Source organism: Niastella koreensis GR20-10, assembly GCF_000246855.1.
Classification (GTDB): Bacteria; Bacteroidota; Bacteroidia; order Chitinophagales; family Chitinophagaceae; genus Niastella; species Niastella koreensis.
This window is the reverse complement of the sequence record NC_016609.1, coordinates 2,472,103-2,492,438: the sequence shown is the minus strand read 5'-3', so window position 1 is coordinate 2,492,438 and position 20,336 is coordinate 2,472,103. Positions and strand designations below refer to the sequence as shown.

Below are 20,336 nucleotides of genomic sequence, written 5' to 3'. Positions count from 1 at the left end.
CCTGTAACTTGTAACATGTAACCTGTAATTGGCCTTTTAATAGCAGGAAGTATCTAAAAACAATTATTGCAACTATAATTTTGCCAACTCCATAATGGCCGCCCATTCATCATCAGTAACGGGTTGAACCGACAACTGACTAATGCGTACCAGGGCCATATTGGCCAGGCGTTTGTCTTTTTTAATAGCGCTTAAAGAAACGGGGTGTTTCAGTTTTTTGAATGGCTTCAGGTCAACCGCCACCCAGCGTTCATCGTCGGTGGAAGGGTCCTGGTAGGCTTCCTTCACTACTTTGGCAATGCCAACGATCTCCAGTCCTTCGTTGCTGTGATAATATAATACCTCTTCGCCTTTTTTCATCGTGCGCAGGTGATTGCGTGCGGCATAATTGCGTACGCCATCCCAAAAGGTCTGTTTGTCTTTTTCAAATTGTTCCCAGGGATATACAGAGGGTTCTGATTTTACCAGCCAGTAAGCCATAGTTGTTGTTATATGAGGCGCTAATGTAAGAAGAAGTTGTAAGTTAACCAACGAAGCTACAAACCTTAAACCTTGAACTTTAAGCCTCCAATCTATTCAAAAATATTTTTAAAATAAATAAATCTACACCCAACAAACCGTCGTATATGACTCGGATCCGAATTATCAATCATTCTTCTAAACACACTATTATGAAATCGGTTAAAAATTTTGCCATGCTTGTGGCAGCTGCTTTTTTTATGAATGCTTCGTATGCACAAATGGAAAAAACAGTAGAAGTGGGTGGTGCAGCCATGTACCCTTCTAAAAATATTGTGCAAAATGCTGTGAACTCAAAAGATCATACCACCCTGGTAGCTGCCGTTAAAGCTGCCGGGTTGGTAGAAACACTGGAAACTCCTGGTCCGTTTACCGTATTCGCCCCTACCAACGAAGCCTTTGAGATGTTGCCCAAGGGCACCGTGGAGACCCTGCTGAAACCAGAAAACAAATCAATGCTCACTACCATTCTTACCTATCACGTAGTAGCGGGCAAACTCGATTCAAAAGAGTTGGCGCGTTTAATAAAAGCCGGCAATGGCAAAGCAGAACTGAAAACAGTGGCCGGTGGTAAGTTGTGGGCTTCTATGAAGGGTAATAAAATTATGCTGACTGATGAAAAAGGTGGCATGGCTACCGTTACCATCAAAAACGTATATCAAAGCAATGGCGTTATTCATGTAATTGATCATGTGGTGTTACCCAGGAGCTAAAGGCTCTTAATCCGCCCCGATGTTTATCGGGGCTTTTTTATTTGCACTAAAGTGTCCCTCCGATGCGTCGGGGGGACTTTTCTTTTTTTAATAAATATTTATACAAAATAAATCTAACCGTTCCCAATCATCGTAAGTAATATAAATCATTTACCACTTTAAAAAAATGTCAAGCATGAAAAAGAAAAAAATGCTGCTCGCTGCGTTAGCTGTAGCAGGCATTACGGTAGGCGGTCTGGTATTTGCTGCAGATCACATTGACTCTCCTACTGTCGCTAATCAATCGACCGACATCACCGATTTGTATGTATTCAGGGCTCAGGACCCCAACAACCTGGTATTTGTTGCCAATACACAGGGACTGCTGGCGCCTTCTGCCACCGGTGCGGCGATGTTCGATGCCAATACCCTGATCGAGTTCAACATCGACAACAACAACGACAATGTGGAAGACCTCGTTATCCAGGGTATTTACAGCAATGGCAAGATGAAGATCTATGGCCCCGTTAAACCATCAGAAACCGGCGGCCGCAGTAAGATCGAAGGTTCTGCTACTGCAGAAGTTGCAGTTACGCCTTATGGTTCTGATGTTATCATGGGCACCGGTGGCGGATTAAAAGTATTTGCCGGTCCGCGCGATGATCCGTTCTTCTTTGACCTTAATCAATTTAAAAAGATCATTGGTGGAATGGCTACCAGCTTCAACAATCCTGGTACCGATGCCTTTGCCGGCACCAATGTTTTAAGCCTCGTAGTGGAAGTTCCGAAGTCTATGTTGAATGCTTCTAATGGGAAAATTAATGTATGGTTGGAGACTAAGAAGAAGATCTAGTTCTCAGTTTTCAGTTCACAGTTCTCAGTTCACGGTTCTCAGTTCACGGTTCTCAGTTAGTAAGTTCTTAGGTTATTGAGTTCTTTCCTTCAGTTTAAAAAATTCATTTAAAATATTCTGTCATGAAGTTATTTTCCATTAGCAGCCCCGTGCTGCTCCTGGCTGGCATTGTCATGCTCTCAGCCTGCAAAAAAGACAAAGACAATACGCCAACGTATTATCAAACCCAGGACCAGATGGCGCGTCCTGCCATCAATACCGTTTTTGTGTCGGCAGCTGATAAAGATATGTTCAACACTACGGTGCCATCAGCCATGAATGCGGCGTTTGCCAGCAAATTCAAAACAAAGCTGCTGGCATTGAATGCCGGGTATACCACTAACCTGTTAGGTTTAAATGCCGACCAGTTCACCAATGTGCTGGTAACTGATGTGCTGAATGCCTCCACCACGGCGCCTACCAGTTTTTACGATGGTACCAATGTACTTACCGGCCGCGCATTAGCCGATGACGTTATTGACGTTGAGCTTACGCTGATCTTCGGCGGACCCAATGGCACTGCCAATCCCGGGTTAACCAGCGATCACGTAAATGGAAACGATAAAGCGTTTTCAGCTTCGTTCCCATATTTAGCCAATCCTCATTAATCTGAAGTAAGAGGTAAGAGGTATGAAGACTCCGAATTTTGTATTTCTTACCTCTTACTTCCTACATCTTACTTCATCTCCACCAACACCACATAATCATGAAACCAATATTTTATTTCCTGATCATAGGAGCAATCTTCATAACAAGCTGCCGGCAGCAGGCTGTCACTGATCCCAAAGATTATGCAGTCTATCTGCAGGAACGGCCTAACAACCGACTGCAAAACATAAATACGGAACTTGATTTCTGGAAAAGCAAACTCTTCCATGCGCCGGGTGATATTATAGCAGAATCAAAAATTGCCGGCCTGCTCACCAAACGTTTTGGTTATTCGGGCGATATTCATGAAATATACCAGGCCGATAGTTTGTACCGGGTGGTGAATTATTTAAATCACCTTAACAGCTCCGGCACCTTCCGGTCGCTGGCCACCAACTGTATTACCCAGCACCGGTTTTTACAGGCTCAAACTTATATAGATTCTGCATTGGCGTTAGGCGATGATAAATTTCAGACCGTCTTAATGGAATTTGATGTGGCCATGGAACTGGGCAACCGTTACCGGGCACGTAAAGCCCTCAACAGCCTGGTTGATAAAACAAGTTTTGAATACCTGATCCGCGAAGCAAAATATAAAGACCATGTAGAAGGCGATCTCGATGCAGCCATTGCATTAATGGAAAAAGCCTACGAAAAAATAAAAGACAATCCCTCCCCGGCGCTCTTACTCTGGACAAAAACCAACCTCGGCGATTTTTATGGCCATGCCAATCGTTATAAAGAATCGTATCGATGCTATTTGGATGTACTAGCCAAAGACCCGCATTATTACCACGCTTTAAAAGGAATTGCCTGGCTGGCTTTCTCACACGACAAAGACGTTAATAACGCCCGCAAAATAGTAGCTTATTTACAGCAACGGCATCCGGTACCTGACTATGAATTATTACTTTCGCAAATGGCCGATTGGGAGCAGGATAGCATTGCCTATAAACAACATATGAATAATTTCATCTCCACTACTCATAATGAGTTATATGGCGGCATGTATAACAAATACCTGTTCCATATAGAGGCAGATGAACTGAACAACGCCCCACAGTGTTTACAGATTGCGCAACAGGAAGTGGCGCACCGGCCCACACCCGAAGCGTTCAGCTGGCTGGCCTGGGCCTATTGTAAAAACGGGGATGTGCAGCAGGCAATAAAAACAGCCCGTTTATATGTAGCCAACAAATGTTTTGAACCAGATGCCCTGTTCTACCTGGGTAAAATATACCGCGCTGCCGGACAAAAGCAAACCGCCCGGAAATATTTAAAGGCAGCACAGCGCAGCGCCTATGAACTGGGGCCCGTGGTAAGCCAACAAATAACCGAATCATTAAAAGCCCTGTAACCGACATGAAACAATTTTTCCTGGCTGCTTTAATTTGTTGCATTACCAGTGTAGCATGGAGCCAAAACACCATCCAGGGCCGGGTTATTGATAAAACCAGTAAAGAACCACTGGAATTGGCGTATGTACGCTATAGTAATACAACCAGCGGCGTGATAACCAATAAACAGGGTTATTTCTCCCTGGAAAAACCGGCAGGCAATGCCTCCATCATCATTTCATTTATTGGTTTTACCACCCAGGAAATAAAAGCAACCAGCCACAACGCCATTACTGTTGAAATGGAAAAAGGCCCCGTGAACCTGCAGGAAGTAGTGATTACCCCGCAATCGGCAGCTGCCTCTTTTCATACCATCAGCAAGATAGACCTGAACCTTCAGCCCGTGCGTTCGGCACAGGATATTTTACGCACGGTACCGGGTTTGTTTATTGGTCAGCACCAGGGTGGCGGCAAGGCAGAACAAATATTTTTACGTGGTTTTGATATAGATCATGGTACTGATATTAACGTAACCGTTGATGGACTGCCGGTGAATATGGTTTCCCATGCGCATGGGCAGGGTTACGCCGATCTGCACTTCCTGATCCCGGAACTAACCGGCAATGTTGACTATGGCAAAGGCCCCTATTACACGCAATTTGGCAACCTGGGCACCGCGGGGTATGTAAGCATGAACACGGTGAATAGTCTCGATAAAAGCACGGTAAAGCTCGAAGGCGGGCAGTTCAATACGCTGCGTGGACTGGCCATGGTTGATCTATTGAGTGATCGCCAGAAACAAAAAGGCACTAACGCATATATAGCGAGTGAATTCCTGTATTCCGACGGGCCATTTGAATCGCCGCAACATTTCAACCGCTTTAATTTGTTTGGCAAACTGAATACCAACATTGGCAAGAACAATAAATTAACGCTGACCGGTTCTACCCTCAGCAGCGACTGGGATGCATCCGGACAAATCCCTGAACGCGCGGTGAAAAGCGGCATGATAGGCCGGTTTGGTTATATAGATAATACCGAAGGCGGTTATACCAGCCGCAGCAATGCCAGCGCTAAACTCACCAGTTATTTGTCGACCACTACCACCTGGGAGAACCAGGCTTATTTTACCGATTATCATTTTAACCTGCATTCCAATTTTACTCTCTTTTTGAACGATCCTGTAAATGGCGATCAGATCCGCCAGCGGGAAGCCAGGAATATTTATGGGTATCAGTCAAAATTGTCGAATGAAAGAAAACTGGGCGCCTGGGACCTGCAATCGATCTATGGCGCCGGGTTCCGGCTCGATCAAACCCGGAATACCGAATTATCACATACCATTAACCGCAATACCGTTCTGGAATATAAACAACTCGGCGACATTCGCGAAACCAATGGGTTTGCCTATGCCGATGAAAGTATAGAAAAGAACCGGTGGCGTTTCAATCTGGGCACCCGGCTGGATTACTTTAACTTTCATTACCACGATAAACTCAGCCCTTGGCAAAGTCCCGATCAGCAAAAAGTAATCGTAAGCCCCAAGTTGAACATTCAATACACGCTTAACACTAAAAGCCAGTTATACCTGAAAACCGGGAAAGGGTTCCACTCCAACGATGCCCGCGTAGTGGTGTTTAACAGAGGTTATGATATTTTACCAGCCGCCTATGGTGCCGACCTGGGTGTGCTGTTAAAACCTACCCGTAATTTGCTGGTGAATGTAGCCGCCTGGTATTTGTACCTGCAACAGGAGTTTGTATATGTGGGCGACGAAGGCGTGGTGGAACCCAGTGGTAAAACCCGGCGTATCGGCATCGATGTATCGGCCCGTTACCAGTTCAATACCTGGTTGTTTGCCGATGTAAATGTAAACCAGGCCAAACCACGCAGCGCGGAAGCCGCAAAGGGAGAAAATTACATTCCGCTGGCGCCCACACTTACCAGCACCGGAGGGCTGAGCTGGCAATTAAAGAGTGGATGGAACGGCAGTTTGCGCTACCGCCATATGCACGACCGGGCAGCTAACGAAGACAACTCAGTTATTGCCAAAGGCTATACCGTTACCGACCTGGCCATAAACTATACCAAAAAGAAATACGAACTGGGCATTGCCATCGAAAACCTGTTCAATGTAAAATGGAACGAAACGCAGTTTGATACGGAATCGCGGCTTAAAAACGAACCGGCTCCGGTTACAGAGATCCATTTCACGCCCGGTACACCCTTCTTTACAAGGATGAAGCTGGCGGTGTATTTTTAAACTACTGCACTGTTTTTTTCTTGTCATGCATCATTGCGTGCATAGAGACCCACCACATTGACCAGCCAAATGGATTGTAGGCAAATGTGCTGACATTTACCGGCAATAATGTGATGATTAAAAGGGGCGCACTACAATATATTTTAGTTCTTTATTTCTGAACCGGGTAATTATGGTCTTTCCAGTCAACTTTGATGTTGTGCGGAATATCCAGCAATTTATGATTGGTGAATTTCATCTCGTTGAGCAGGGTAAATGCCGGGCGAATATTGGGACAATGATCAAAAGGGCAACAGCCGCAGTAGATGACGATATTGGCATCCTTTGGCAGCTTGCCGAGTTCCTGTTTAAATTTATCCAGGTTCGCCTTCTCCTTACCCGGACCAATGTCAATAGAATTTTTGATCATGGCGCCGGGGCCAATGCAGAATATATATGGTTGATGAACTTTAGGATTGTTAATTGTTTTGGCCAGGTCAGCCGGTTCCATCAATTGATTTGGGGACCAAGGTTCGGGATTGGTTTGGCCAATACACTTAACGGAAGCCAATAGTACAAATAGTGATATTGCGGTAATCTTGCTTGGTTTCATTTTGATCTTTTTCCTGGTTCAGAAATTATCATTTATCTAATTGCGGTGTTGGAAACAGAGAAATATCAGTAAAGAAAACATTAATAAATGCAAGTATATTTCAATTTTGGGGCATTAGCAAATAGCACTTATCTTACCAGGATGAATAGAAAACTTTTATTCTCGTTCACCCTTTCCTGTATCTCCCTTATCGCAACTACCTGGATCAATATTTCCATTGCCAAACGTTATCTTCACGCCGATGGGAAAACCCGCGCGCTATTTGGGATGAATGAATTATTAAGTTATGGATATCAATACCTGGTGGCCATTTTAGGCATAACCGCCCTGGTTCTCAGTTTAACATCGAGGCCACGATCCCGGTTTCAACTGATCTGTATAACACTTTCGATCCTATCGATCATTCTTGTTTTCGTTCGGCTATGGCGGTTGTTTTGTTAAATGTTTTTATAACCGCATTTTAGCGGGCGCCTCCTGTACAAATTCACGCAACGTCAACCAACCCGTGGGACTGGTTTTATCCTGGATGTAAATTACCATCGATCGGCCCCTGCCGATGGAAGATCCGCCGCCACTTTTTGGGGTTGTTTTAATGGCAAATATAGATGTCTGGATGGCAATTTTACCGACAAACTCCGTATTCTCAACCGCATTTTCTACAAACTCCACTTTTGAATTCTGAAACCAGTCTTTGGCCCCTTTTTCCACCGCATCCCTGCCAACGATCACATTGTTGCCGCCAAAGTATTTTATAACATCCTTACTATGTAACTGCGCAACCAAAGCGGCATCACCTTTTTCAAAAGCATTTCTGATGGCTGCAGTCGCCTTTTCGAGCGATTGCCGTAAACTTGTTGTGTCTGTTATTTCCTGGGCGTATGCACCTGCCGAAAAAAACAGCATGAGCAATAATTGAAATATTATCTTCATGTAACGTAGTATTATTAATCCCTTGAAGTTACTGGTATTGTTAAAAACAAAAAAGCCCCCAAATCATCAGATCTGAAGGCTTTTGATTCTAAGGTCTCTCCTCTATTCCCTATTCTTCGAATAAGCCAATGATCAGCAGCATGCTAAGGATAACATGGATTAGGGTACGATACATGGTGAACGTTTTTCCGGAATAAAGGATATCTGATTATAAGCGCCGCAAAGTATTCGGTTCAATACTATGAGATGGTAGTATTACCTGGATTATGCATAAGATTCATTTCATATATACCTAATCATATATCCAACTAATTGGAGGGTTACTGTAAAAGCAAGCTATTACTTTTACCGCTAAGTATTCTTGTTTATAATCCGTATACCCGTAAACTCATTATCATGAAAACACCTAACCCGAACGGTTGGCTGATTACAGCACTGTTAATAATCATGCTTTGCATTATCTATGTACAGTCAAATGCCCAAACCTGTCCGGCTTCTTCCACTACAACTATCAACTCAGGTAATTTTTCTGCCACAGCAAATACTTATTTCGCTGCATCACAGGCTACCGTCAATGCAGGAAGCACCTCCATTGTTCTGGGGGCGGCTGGTTATGGCACCACACCTATCAGTACTTCGGATATTTTATTAATCATCCAAATGCAGGGCGCACAAATCACTTCCACTAACGGCAACACCTATGGCTCCAGCGGCGCTGCCGGTCGTGGTTACCTGAACAATACGCAATTACTGGCCGGCAATATGGAATATATCGTAGCAGCTAATGCCGTACCTTTAACCGGCGGAACATTAAACCTCAAGTCGGCCCTTACTAAAAGTTATAAAAATGCTGCTTATGGCACAGATGGTCAATACCGTTACCAGGTGATCAGGGTACCATTATATTATCAGATATCACTCAGCACAGATCTTACAGTACCCGACTGGAATGGAACAACCGGCGGCGTGTTGGTATTAGCAGCTACGAGCACGCTTACTATGAATGCCCACCAGATTATTGCAACCGGCGCTGGTTTTCGCGGTGGTGGTGGTAAAAGTTACGGCTCCGGAGGTACGGGTACCTATACAGATTATACAGCGCTTTCTACAGCCAATGCCTGCGCCTCCAAAGGAGAAGGTATTGCCGGTACACCACGATATCTTAACATCAACGGCGTATTCAAAGATAATGGAACTGCGCTGGAGGGCTACCCTAATGGCAGCTTCGACCGGGGTTCGCCCGGCAATGCCGGCGGTGGTGGAACAGATGGCCTTCCCACCAGTAATAGCAACAACTCCGGTGGTGGTGGTGGCAGCAATGGCGGTACAGGCGGTGGTGGTGGCAATAGCTGGAGCTCAAACCGGGCCTGTGGTGGTATCGGCGCAGTTGCCTTTGCACAGGTAAGCGCTTCACGCCTGGTAATGGGCGGCGGCGGCGGCGCCGGCAGTACCGATGGCGGTACCGGTACACCGGCCAATGGTTTAGCCAGCAGTGGCAGTGCAGGTGGTGGCATTGTAATTCTCAACGTAGGTAGTTTTTCGGGTACAGGTACTATTAATGCCAATGGGGATGCACCCAATACAACGCTGCAAAATGACGGCGCCGGTGGTGGTGGCGCCGGTGGCAGTGTACTGATATCAGCCAGCGGCAGTCTTACCGGACTTACCGTGCATACCGATGGTGGTAATGGCGCCAGCAATACGGGTGGCGCCAGCAGCCCTTCGCCACACGGAACCGGTGGCGGTGGCGGCGGTGGGGTAATTTATAGTACAGGTGCTTTGAATGCCGCCAGTACTTCAGATGGTGGTGCAGCAGGTACTACTGTAGGCGGTATCAATTATGGAGCTACGGCCGGCACTGCAGGCCTGCTGCAGGTTGTTACCGGCAGTGCAACGCTTACCTTCCCCATTTCCTGCACCGTTCTGGCTGCAAATTTCTTATCGGCTAATGTTAGCAGTAACAATAATACCAATACGTTGAACTGGTCAGTGGCCGATGACGAAAAGGTGCAACAATATATTATTGAACGAAGCGCTGATGGAATTGGATTTGCTTCCATCGCCATCGTTTTTCCACAATCAGCAGGCAATAATAACAACACGTATCAGTATAAGGATGCAGATGCAGCAACGCGTGCCAATGAACCGCAGCTGTATTACCGCATTAAACTGGTTGAGGTAACCGGCACCAATATTTACAGCAAGGTGATGCAGGTAAAAAGTTCTTTACCAACAAACGAACTTACCCTTACGCCCAACCCCGTGGCTGGTTTTGCAACACTATATGTGCCTGCAGATAATCCGGGAACCATCTCTGTGCAGATAGTTGACCTGAAAGGAAAGTCAGTTTGGAAAAACCAATATCAAGCCGGCGTTGGCATGAACACACTCCCGCTGAACAACCTGCAGGCCCTGCCTGATGGTATATACATCGTGAATGTTTCCAATGGCAAACAGGTTCAAACAATAAAAATGCTTGTACGGCATTAGGGGCTGTCGTATACAAAAGACCGGCCCGGCTTAGCCGGGTACGGTCTTCAATAATCCGCAATCAGACTACAAAAGTCCTCAATTAGCTTACGCCCGGCGGCCGGTGTCTTCTGATTTTTGCCTTATCAATAATTGAAATATAAGGAACATGAAAAATCAGAGGAATAGCAAAGTATGGTTCATTACCGGAGCTTCACGCGGTTTTGGACGTATTTGGGCAGAAGCCGCCCTGGAGCGTGGCGATAAAGTAGCCGCCACTGCACGCAACGTAAACAGTTTAGCTGCACTTAAAGAAAAATTTGGAGAAAATGTATTGACCCTTGAACTGGACGTAACCAGGCACGCCCAGGCTGAAACTGCCGTAACCCGGGCCCATGCCCATTTCGGCCGGCTCGACATTGTACTGAACAATGCCGGGTATTCATTGGTTGGTACTATTGAGGAAGCGAGCGTGGAAGATGTTCGGGCCATGTATGAAACAAACGTTTTCGGAGCGCTGGCTGTTATCCAGGCAGCTTTACCGCTGCTTCGCAAGCAGGGTGGCGGACATATATTGGGCACCTCCAGCAACGTTGGCCATGTAACCCTGCCGGTAATTGGTTACTACTGTTCTACCAAATGGGCATTTGAGGCTATTCACGAAAGCCTGTTTAATGAGGTTAAAGATTTTGGAATCAAAGTAACCATTATTGAACCGGGCGCCTATGCTACCGAATTTGGCAGTGAGCAATCGTTGAAATTTGCGGCCGGCATGGAAATATATTCGGATCTTAAAACGCAATTTTTCGGCATGTTACAAGGCCTGGAAAAAGGCGATCCGGATGCCACTCCACAAGCGCTGTTCCAGATCGTAGACCTGGAAAACCCGCCCCTGCGGTTCCATTTGGGCAGCCACAACCTGCCATGGGTACGGGCTGCTTATGAAGAACGGCTGGCACTTTGGGAAAAATGGGACGCCGTTTCCAGTTCGGCCCAGGCCTTATCTAAATAATAACTGTTCATAACCGGTAATTAAAATGATTGCCGGTTATGATTATATTTGTTTCAGCATGAAAAAAGCGGAGCACAGCGTGCACAAATTTGAGACATTGACCGAGGCCCATCGCGCATTTGGCATGCCTCAGCCCAAACATCCATTGATCAGTTTGCTCCATGGAGCACCTTCCTGGTCAGACGTACTACAACCAGACCAGCCTCATGTGCTGGGATTTTATAAAATTTCTTACAAACCCAAACTGGGTGGTAAACTAAAATATGGCCAGGGTTATTATGATTTTGATGAAGGGGGCTTGCTGTTTGCTGCGCCCGGCCAGGTGATGGGGAGCGCAGAAAACGAAGAAGCCATCTGTTCTGAATATACCCTGCTGATCCATCCGGATTTCCTGTTAGGTTATCCCGTAGCTAAAAAGATCACGCACTACGGATTCTTTTCTTATGCAACCAACGAAACGCTGCATCTTTCCGAAACTGAGAAAGCCGCCATCATGTCTGTTTTCAGGATCATGGAGGAAGAATTGAACAGCCGGATAGATGACTTTAGCCAGGATGTGGTTATATCTCAGATCGAGTTGCTGCTGAATTACGCCAATCGTTTCTATAACCGCCAGTTTATTACCCGTAAGGCCGTTAACCACGATCTGCTGCAAAGACTGGAAGACCTGCTGAGTGGTTACTTCAACAATGAACAGGCTTTAAGCAACGGCATTCCAACCGTTCAGTACCTGGCTGAAAACCTGAATTTGTCGCCCAGTTATTTAAGCGATATGCTGCGCGCACTGACCGGCCAGAATGCGCAGCACCACATCCATGATAAACTGATCGAAAAGGCCAAGGAAAAATTATCTACGACTACCTTATCGGTGAGTGAAATAGCGTATACGTTGGGATTCGAACACCCGCAGTCATTCAGTAAACTGTTTAAAACAAAAACCAATTTGTCTCCACTGGAATTCAGGCGGTCTTTCAACTGATCCTTTCAGTTAGAGAAAGCCATTGATCTGTAAAATTGTGGATCATGGTAGTCAAATGTAGCCCCTTAAACGGTATTAGAAAAGTTTAAGCAACGCTTCTTTACGGCTGCGTGATACGTTTACGCTGCTGCTATCACTCATTACAAGATATCCACCTTCTCCACGAATGTATTTTGTCACTTCATTCAGATTAACGACATGGGAATGATGGACCCGGATAAAGAATGTAAAATCATGCAACTGTTCTTCCACCTCTTTCAGGGTGCGGCAGGCAGTGATCTTTGTTTTATTTTTCAAATAAAGATGCGTGTAGTTGTCATCGGCCTCGCAACGGACCACCTGGTCAGCAGGCACCAACTCAAAACCTTCCGCGGTAGGCAAGGCAATTTTATTAAACTGGTGGTCCTTGTTCCGGATCTGCTTTAGCAACATTTGAAACTGCTCCGCCATTGGCAAATGACGCTGTGTAATTACTTTACTTACCGCGTTGATCAGTTCATTGGGATCAATTGGCTTTAGTAAATAATCCAGCGCACTAAAACGAATGGCCCTGATCGCATACTGATCGTAACTTGTAGTAAATATGATGGCAAAGGAAACCCCCGAAAGCTCCTCCAGCATCTCGAAACCATTCATTCCGGGCATCTCAATATCGAGAAAAACCAGATCAGGATCTATTTTTTTAATAGCCAGCAACCCCTCTCTCCCCGAGTGACACCGTTCTATGATCTGAACCTCAGGGCAATATTCCTTCAACAAGATACTGAGCGTATCAAGACAATGCAATTCGTCATCTATCAGGATTGCTTTAATCATAATGAACTGGTATTTTTAAAATAACTTCTGTTCCGCCTGCACTTCCATCAGGCAATATCAGGTCGTTGATGGTTACATAGCTATTCAATAGTTTTCCCTGATGCAGCAGGGTAATTCTCTCGGCTGTTATCTTCATGCCCAAAGAATTGTGAATGAAAGTATTTTTACTTTTAAGATCTGCCGCCTTTTTTCTTCCTACTCCGTCGTCGGTTATTTTACAAAGCAAAACCTCTTCCTGCATAATGAGCGTAATATGCAAATGTCCCTTTTCCGGCTTGTGCATGAGTCCATGCCAGATAGCATTTTCCGCATAGGGTTGTATAAGCAGCGGAGAAATCTTAAGAACAGAAGGGTCAATATTCTCCTCAACGTTAACGGTATAAACAAAATGATGATCGAAGCGTAACGCTTCCAATTCAAGATAAAGCTGCAGCGCTTCCAGTTCATTATCTAAAGATACAAATGCGGTTTGCGAATTTTGAAGGATCAGTCTTACCAGTTTTGAAAATTTGGTAAGATATAGCGACGCCTGTAGTTTATTATTTTGAAGGATGAAGCGATTGATAGAATTAAGCGAATTAAAAATAAAGTGCGGATTCATTTGGGCACGCAGCGCCTGCATTTCGAGCTCCGCAGCCTGCTGCTGAAATTCTGCTTTGGTTTTGTCGTTTTCCAGCTTTTGAAGTGTGATCTTATGCTCCAGCATTTGCCTTTCATTCTTTCTTTTAAGCATGATATTTCTAAAAACAATTAACCCGAACAGGAACAAAAAAATGACACCGCCAATCAGCACTTTCTTTATGAACGACTCTTTCTCTAATCCTGCCTGCTGAATTTGCTTTTCTTTATTGATCAGGGCAAGTTTCTGTTCATAATTATAAGCTGTAAATTTTCCTTTTACCTGATCGTTCAGCACCTCGTCTTTCATGGTTATGAATTGCCTGAAATAAAAATTGGCGCTGTCTGTTTGATGCAGGCGATCGTATACCGTAGAAAGAATCAGATACCCGTCGCGAATGAATTGTTTTGCCTTTGTTTGTAATGCCATATCCAATCCTTCCCGCCCATACTGCAAAGCCTCCGGATCTTTATTTAAGGCTAACCAGGTTTTACCCAGATCCAGCAGTGTACGCATTACCTCATTGCGGTCGTTTAGTTTTTTGTGTTCCGCCAATCCAAGCCGAAAGTTTTGCAATGCATGATTGTAATCCTTTTGCAACAAATAGCATTCACCTGTGCTTATCCACCATACCCGCCAATACACAGCTTTGTTTGGCGCAGGCTTGAATAAATTGTAATAATGCCATGCCGAATCAAACTGGTGCAAATGGCTAAATATTTCGGTAAATTCCATCTTAAACCAAATGTCATTATCAGTGGCAATACGATTACTCCGGGTTTCAGCATCGTCCATCTGTAGAACCTTATGGAAATATATCAGTGCATTGGGATAATCTTCTATCAGCTCATACAGCTGGGCCATGCCATACAGGGTGCCTGTTATCCTGATCTTATTTTTTGTTTTTAACGCCAGGTTATAAACCATTTGGGCAAACAAAAAACTCTTTTCGTAATCCCCGCTTTGCCTGTAAACAGCAAACATGAAGGATAAGGCGTCAAGCATTACCTCCTGATTACCGCTTTGCTTTGCCAGGGCATATCTTTTCCGGGCATAACCTATTGCTTCATCAAACCTGCTTTGCGCAAAAACCGTGTAGATGAGGTAGAAATACAAATTATCAATACCTTCTTTATTCGGCGTTCTTTCATACCACTGAAGCGACTCCTTTCCCAACACCTCGGACCTTTTGAAATCGTCATCAAAATGCTTTGCCATTTGAGACTGCAGGGAGAAGAATACGGCAATACCATGTATATAATCCGACTGTTTCGCTTCAACATAAGCCAGGGTTGCATAATGTTCGGCAGAATCTTTTTTATCTGACTCAATGTATTCGCGGCTTAACTGATTGAAACAATCAATCCTTGCAGTATCCTTCAACGCAGGTAAAATTTTCTTCAGGCTGTCGATTTTGCTTTTCTGCGCAAGCGCTATTGTACAAAACAGGTATTGCGCAAGACATAATAATATGCGTCGTACAACCATAAAAATTTTATTGGTATAAAGGAATTTTCAACAACACTTCCGTGCCTGCAACGCTTCCATCAGGTAAGATCAGATCATTTACGGCAAAATAGCAATCCTTTTGTTTTTTCTGTTGAAGTATGGCTATTCTGTCTGCTGTAATGCGCATGCCCATTGACTTGTGCGCAACTGCGGATTTGCTCTTTAACTCCATTGCTTTTTCCCTGCCAATTCCATTGTCGGTTATTTTGCATAGCAACTTATCTTCCTGCTGAACGATCTCAATTTCCAGCAATCCCTTTTCCGCTTTATGCATAAGCCCATGCCAGATGGCATTTTCGGCATAAGGTTGAATAATGAGTGGCGGCACTTTTACAACAGAAGTATCAATCTCTCTTTCTACATTTATTTTATAGTCAAAATGATGATTAAAACGGAGTGCTTCCAGTTCAAGATACAGTTCCAATGCTTCCAATTCGCTTTCAAGCGGAATTAATATATTTTGTGAATTTTGCAGAATAAGCCTTACAAGCCTTGAAAATTTCGTCAGATATTCAGATGCCTGTAATTTATCATTTTGAAGGATGAAACGATTGATCGAGTTGAGCGAATTGAAAATGAAGTGCGGGTTCATTTGTGCTCTCAGCGCCTGCATTTCAAGCATGGAAGCTTTTTGCTGAAGCGCTGATTCTGTTCGCTCGGCTTCTGATCTTTGCAATAACAATTCCTGTTCGGCAAGCCTTCGTCGGTTGACCTCATTTTTTCTTTTCAGAAAAAAATTCCTGACAACAATAAATCCAAATAATAAAATTCCGGCAATGCCGAACAGGAGCAATTTTCTCTGCTGGGCTGTTTGAACCAACTGTTGTTGTTGCAGTTGCTTTTCTTTGTCGAGCATTTCAATTTTATGCTGATAATCGAAGGCGGCTAACTTACCTCTTGTTTGATCATTCATCACCGCTTCCTTTTGCCTGATGTAAGTCTTATAATACATACAAGCACTGTCGCGTTGCAAACCATCGTAAACGCTGTAAAAGATCTCATAGCCATCCCGCATCAATGGCTTGGCCTTTGTTTGCAAAGCCATGGCCAAACCCTGCCTTGCATAGTAAATGGCAGAATCGTTCCTATGCAGGGCCTCGTAAGTTTTGGCAAGATCGATCAGGGTCCGGTTTATTTGCCTGCGATCATTTAATTGTTGGTGATAGAGCAGGCCCTTCGAAAAATAAGGCAGTGCTGTGTTGTATTGTTTTAGGTATAAATAGTACTCGCCTTTACTGATCAAAAAAAAGCGCAGGTCTTTTATGCCGGCTTTGGCCGAATCAAATTTGTTATAATAGTAAAGTGCAGAATCAGGTTCTTTTGCGAGCGTTAATAATTCGGCATACTCCATCTGGTTCCAACTCCAGATAAAACCATTCTCTAAAAATAAACGGCGCCAGAAAGGTAAAGCAGTAGCGTACTCTTCCAACAACCTGTACATTAATCCTAACACCCATAGCTCGTGAAACGAATAATAACCATTATCGCCTAACCTTCTATCCCTCTTAACAAGTTCCTGCTGTGATTCCAGCAGTTTCACATACTCCCCCCGATCCCTGTATATATCCGTCATTGTTTCCAGTGCCATTCCCATACAATTCTCGTCCCCTTCTTTCTTAGCCAACTGGTATGCGAGCTGAATATTTGTCAACGCCTCGTCATAGTGGCTTTGATTTGTTAATGCACGACCTAAAAACCAGTAAGCAACGGATAGCTCTTTTTTATTAGCAGTAAGACTGAACCACCTCAGCGCTTCCCGGGCATATTTTTCCGTTTCAGGATAATCGTTGCGTGTACAATTAGCAATACCTGATCTTCTTAGGTATGATACTGCCAGGCCATGGATATAATTTATTTTTTTCGATTCTTCATAAGCCATCTGAGTGTACGGAATGGCTGAATCTTTTTCAGGAGTGCAAAAGTATTGGCAACCCAGCGCAAGCAGGCAATCGATCCTCGCTGTGTCATTTAGTGTGGGCAGAACTTTTTTCAGACTATCAATTTTTTCCCATTGAGCTAAGCAGTCAGGAGATGCAGCAAGGACCGCTGCAATTAACATGCAGGTTACTCTTGATGAAACAGTGCAACGGAAACTTCGCATAATGAAAAGTTTCATATGAAAGATACGACTTCCCGAGGAACATTGTATACAGCTACACGATGATATCTATCATCTTTTTCTTTACAAATTTTTAAACTCTTCTACTACGTTCATTTCCCCATTCATGAACCTAATCGTTTTTGTGCACGTTTTATCTTCAATTTTCACCAGATAGGCGGTTTGGTTACTAACAGTCACTTCAATTACCATAAAAATATTGAAGTCGTAATATGTCGATTTTACAGCCCCCCTCACTTCATTTGGCAGTTTATCTTCATTATAATACCGGACCACAGCGTCCTGGTTACCCCTCTTGCTATAAAATATTTTTGTTTGAACACCATTATCAAAAAAACGGACCATTAAACGTTTGTCGTTTAAAGTGTACCACGTTATATCCGTTGCATTTTTATAAGTTTTAGTAAAATTTGTTTCAGCTTTTACATGAACACCTTTAAAATCTTTTACCATGCCCGGTATTAAAAACTTTTTGTAGGCAGAAGACGCAGGGGTATCAAGTTTCGCAATATTATATTCAAGCTGCGCATGCGTGGTATTTATTGTCCAGCTCAGTATAATTACTGTAATACCGGAAACGGCTGTTCTTTTCATGACTGTAAGTTTTGTTTAATGATGAGTGATTGACGCTCCATCAAAAATATACCAGCTTAACAGTCATATCCAGTGCAACTGAGTAGTTTGACAATTACCCGGGGTAGTTGGTAAGAGGCTGTCTCATACTTTCGATACAGCCTCTTTTCCTCCTATCATTTCTTAATAAAAGAACTGCTCTTTTATCACCTGACCGTTCTGTACATGAAAAACCCCAATTTCTTCGAGTGTAACAGTGGGCTTTCCTTTGAATGTGACTTCCTGTTTCAACACCACACTAAAATATTCACCCGCTACGATCGGTTCGCTGCAAACATAACTATGTACAGTTTCAATGGTGGCCCTGCGGGCAACACCTTTTGCTTTGATGGCTTCCCGGCCATTGGTAAGGATGGCCATCCCCATCGCTGCTGCCTTTTCTGGCTCCTGGCAAACGACGTCTTCATGATAGAGTGTGTCCTGGATCTCAATAAATTTCCGTTGGTTGGCCATTTCGTGATAGCGGGCTGCGATTTCCTGCGTTGTCATTTATTAGTTTTTTATTTACATCTCAAAAGTAAAAGGGCTGAGTGACAGCCCTATGTCAGCAGGTGTTATAAAAATACCAGGAATATGATATTTTTGCATCTCAAACGAATACTAAACAATTGAAATTCAATAGCCAGAGCAGGATCTCCTATTTTCCGGACAAGACAATAGCTGCCATTGCATTACCAGAACGGTTTACTTTTCCCTTCTATTATGAGCCACACCCTTTAACAAAACTGGCCGCTCTTGACCTGCAACATTACCTGGAAACCCAAACCCACCTTGAACATAATTTTGGACTGAACGCTGATGCGGAGGGAATGGTTATTGGTAAAATGTTTGGCGTGCTGGTGGTGCAGGATGCGGATGGAAAGGTGGGCTATTTATCGGCTTTCTCAGGTAAGCTGGCCAACTCAAACGATCACCCAAGATTTGTACCACCGGTGTTCGATATGCTGGTTGAAAACAGCTTTTTTCTCAAAGAGATAGAGATCATCAATGCTATTAATGATCGCATTACAGGAATAGAAGAGAACAAAAACTACCAGCAATTAAAACTCGACGTTGAAAAATTATCAGCGCAATCGGTACAGGAAATTGCTGCTTTCAGGGAACAATTAAAACACAATAAAGAACAGCGAAAACAGATCAGGGAAACACAAAAGAAAAGCCTGAGCCAGCCCGAATATGAAGTGGTTGCATTGGATCTTATTAAGTACAGCCTGCATGACAAGCACCAGCTTACCCTTCTCACCAACAAATGGAAACAGGTACTGGACGAAGTACAAACAGCCCTGGCTCAATTTGAAAATGCTATTGATACTTTAAAAAATGAGCGTAAAGAAAAATCGGCGACCTTGCAACAACAGCTTTTCGCCCAATATGTATTTTTAAATAAAGACGGGAAAAACAAAAGTTTACAGGACATCTTCAGCCTAACTGCTTTTGGCAAACCGCCCGGGGGCGCCGGGGAATGCGCTACTCCCAAGCTGCTGCAATATGCATTTGCGAATGGCTACAAACCATTGGCTATGGCCGAGTTTTGGTGGGGCGCTGCACCAAAATCCGAGATCAGGAAACATAAACAGTTTTACCCGGCCTGTACAGGTAAGTGCAAACCCATTCTGGCGCATATGCTGGAGGGTATGCCTGTTGATGAAAATCCATTTTTACGGATCCCGGATGAAAAGCGCGAGCTGGAAATTATTTATGAAGATGACAGCCTGGTGGTTGTGAACAAACCTGCCGGTTTATTATCAGTTCCGGGGGTTGAGATCAAAGAGTCGGTATATACCCGGCTAAAAGATGTTTTTGGCGGTATCGAGCCGCTTATTGTTCACCGGCTCGATATGGATACGTCCGGGTTATTGGTAGTTGCAAAAACACCACACGCACACAAGCATATTCAACGGCAGTTTATGCAGGGCACGGTAAGAAAACGCTACCGGGCCTTACTTTCCAGGGTACTTGAACAATCAGAAGGCGAAATCGATCTGCCATTGACAGCCGATGTGTTCAACCGGCCCAGACAGCTGGTTTGTTTTAAGACCGGGAAGAAAAGTATTACCAGGTGGAAAGCGGTAAAAACATATAATGCTATGACCAAAGTTGATTTCTGGCCGCTTACCGGAAGAACGCATCAGCTGCGGATGCATTCGGCCCATGACCTGGGGTTGAATGCCCCCATCGTTGGCGACGATTTGTATGGGATGGCATCTGAAAGAATGTACCTGCATGCAGCTCATCTTGAATTTATTCACCCCAACACCAAAGAAAAGATGAGCTTTGAGGCAGAAGAAGGGTTTTAAATACCTTACT

General features: G+C 44.2%; 18 protein-coding genes. 10 read left to right on the top strand and 8 right to left on the bottom strand.

All coding sequences use genetic code 11. The features are described 5' to 3' along the window. Window positions 1-72 precede the first annotated feature (72 nt). The gene (locus NIAKO_RS10105) at window positions 73-480 is read right to left on the bottom strand and encodes an EVE domain-containing protein (protein ID WP_014218320.1); all 408 of its coding nucleotides are present in this window, start codon (window positions 478-480) and stop codon (window positions 73-75) included. Between the two features lie 191 nt (window positions 481-671). Between NIAKO_RS10105 and NIAKO_RS10100 the strand changes: the two genes are divergently transcribed. The 5 genes from NIAKO_RS10100 (at window position 672) to NIAKO_RS10080 (ending at window position 6,351) form a co-directional block, all read left to right on the top strand. Beyond that, window positions 672-1,232, top strand: a complete 561-nt coding sequence (locus tag NIAKO_RS10100) for a fasciclin domain-containing protein (protein ID WP_014218319.1) — start codon at window positions 672-674, stop codon at window positions 1,230-1,232. A gap of 175 nt (window positions 1,233-1,407) precedes the next feature. Further along, window positions 1,408-2,064 (top strand): DUF4331 family protein, encoded by a 657-nt coding sequence (locus NIAKO_RS10095; RefSeq protein WP_014218318.1) that lies wholly within the window; start codon window positions 1,408-1,410, stop codon window positions 2,062-2,064. A 122-nt stretch (window positions 2,065-2,186) separates the two neighbouring features. Then, complete coding sequence (locus NIAKO_RS10090; RefSeq protein ID WP_014218317.1) at window positions 2,187-2,711, top strand: DUF4331 family protein; 525 nt, start codon at window positions 2,187-2,189, stop codon at window positions 2,709-2,711. 98 nt (window positions 2,712-2,809) lie between these two features. Beyond that, entirely contained in the window at window positions 2,810-4,108 is a 1,299-nt protein-coding gene (locus NIAKO_RS10085; RefSeq protein WP_014218316.1) for a tetratricopeptide repeat protein, read from the top strand. 5 nt (window positions 4,109-4,113) lie between these two features. Further along, entirely contained in the window at window positions 4,114-6,351 is a 2,238-nt protein-coding gene (locus tag NIAKO_RS10080; RefSeq protein ID WP_014218315.1) for a TonB-dependent receptor, read from the top strand. A 151-nt stretch (window positions 6,352-6,502) separates the two neighbouring features. Here the strand turns inward: NIAKO_RS10080 and NIAKO_RS10075 are convergent, their stop codons facing one another. Beyond that, window positions 6,503-6,841: a rhodanese-like domain-containing protein gene (locus NIAKO_RS10075; protein ID WP_207622362.1), complete on the bottom strand. Its 339-nt coding sequence runs from the start codon at window positions 6,839-6,841 to the stop codon at window positions 6,503-6,505. Window positions 6,842-7,084: 243 nt separating this feature from the next. On the opposite strand from NIAKO_RS10075, the gene NIAKO_RS38450 reads away from it, so the two are divergent. Continuing rightward, complete coding sequence (locus NIAKO_RS38450) at window positions 7,085-7,384, top strand: hypothetical protein (protein WP_133055255.1); 300 nt, start codon at window positions 7,085-7,087, stop codon at window positions 7,382-7,384. A gap of 6 nt (window positions 7,385-7,390) precedes the next feature. Here the strand turns inward: NIAKO_RS38450 and NIAKO_RS10070 are convergent, their stop codons facing one another. Next, window positions 7,391-7,873, bottom strand: coding sequence for a YybH family protein (locus NIAKO_RS10070; protein WP_014218312.1), 483 nt, complete (start codon window positions 7,871-7,873; stop codon window positions 7,391-7,393). 396 nt (window positions 7,874-8,269) lie between these two features. Here NIAKO_RS10070 and NIAKO_RS10065 point away from each other — a divergent pair, with 396 nt between their 5' ends. The 3 genes from NIAKO_RS10065 to NIAKO_RS10055 all read left to right on the top strand — a co-directional run bounded on the left by NIAKO_RS10065 (window position 8,270) and on the right by NIAKO_RS10055 (window position 12,333). Beyond that, window positions 8,270-10,363 (top strand): T9SS type A sorting domain-containing protein, encoded by a 2,094-nt coding sequence (locus NIAKO_RS10065; RefSeq protein ID WP_014218311.1) that lies wholly within the window; start codon window positions 8,270-8,272, stop codon window positions 10,361-10,363. Between the two features lie 148 nt (window positions 10,364-10,511). Beyond that, the gene (locus tag NIAKO_RS10060; protein WP_014218310.1) at window positions 10,512-11,354 is read left to right on the top strand and encodes an SDR family NAD(P)-dependent oxidoreductase; all 843 of its coding nucleotides are present in this window, start codon (window positions 10,512-10,514) and stop codon (window positions 11,352-11,354) included. A gap of 58 nt (window positions 11,355-11,412) precedes the next feature. Further along, complete coding sequence (locus NIAKO_RS10055) at window positions 11,413-12,333, top strand: helix-turn-helix domain-containing protein (protein WP_041348373.1); 921 nt, start codon at window positions 11,413-11,415, stop codon at window positions 12,331-12,333. A 75-nt stretch (window positions 12,334-12,408) separates the two neighbouring features. Here the strand turns inward: NIAKO_RS10055 and NIAKO_RS10050 are convergent, their stop codons facing one another. The 5 genes from NIAKO_RS10050 to NIAKO_RS10030 all read right to left on the bottom strand — a co-directional run bounded on the left by NIAKO_RS10050 (window position 12,409) and on the right by NIAKO_RS10030 (window position 18,518). Further along, a complete protein-coding gene (locus tag NIAKO_RS10050; RefSeq protein WP_014218308.1) occupies window positions 12,409-13,149 on the bottom strand; it encodes a LytR/AlgR family response regulator transcription factor in 741 nt (246 codons plus the stop codon). Further along, complete coding sequence (locus NIAKO_RS36595) at window positions 13,142-15,256, bottom strand: tetratricopeptide repeat-containing sensor histidine kinase (RefSeq protein ID WP_014218307.1); 2,115 nt, start codon at window positions 15,254-15,256, stop codon at window positions 13,142-13,144. The genes NIAKO_RS10050 and NIAKO_RS36595 overlap by 8 nt, the downstream gene beginning before the upstream one ends. Before the next feature lie 7 nt (window positions 15,257-15,263). Beyond that, the gene (locus NIAKO_RS36590) at window positions 15,264-17,156 is read right to left on the bottom strand and encodes a histidine kinase (protein ID WP_049815497.1); all 1,893 of its coding nucleotides are present in this window, start codon (window positions 17,154-17,156) and stop codon (window positions 15,264-15,266) included. A 303-nt stretch (window positions 17,157-17,459) separates the two neighbouring features. Then, a complete protein-coding gene (locus NIAKO_RS10035; protein ID WP_014218305.1) occupies window positions 17,460-17,990 on the bottom strand; it encodes a hypothetical protein in 531 nt (176 codons plus the stop codon). Window positions 17,991-18,152: 162 nt separating this feature from the next. After that, entirely contained in the window at window positions 18,153-18,518 is a 366-nt protein-coding gene (locus NIAKO_RS10030) for a SnoaL-like domain-containing protein (RefSeq protein ID WP_014218304.1), read from the bottom strand. 119 nt (window positions 18,519-18,637) lie between these two features. On the opposite strand from NIAKO_RS10030, the gene NIAKO_RS10025 reads away from it, so the two are divergent. Then, window positions 18,638-20,326 carry an RluA family pseudouridine synthase gene (locus tag NIAKO_RS10025; protein WP_014218303.1) on the top strand — a complete coding sequence of 563 codons (1,689 nt, stop codon included), beginning with the start codon at window positions 18,638-18,640 and terminating at the stop codon, window positions 20,324-20,326. The last annotated feature ends 10 nt before the right edge of the window (window positions 20,327-20,336 follow it).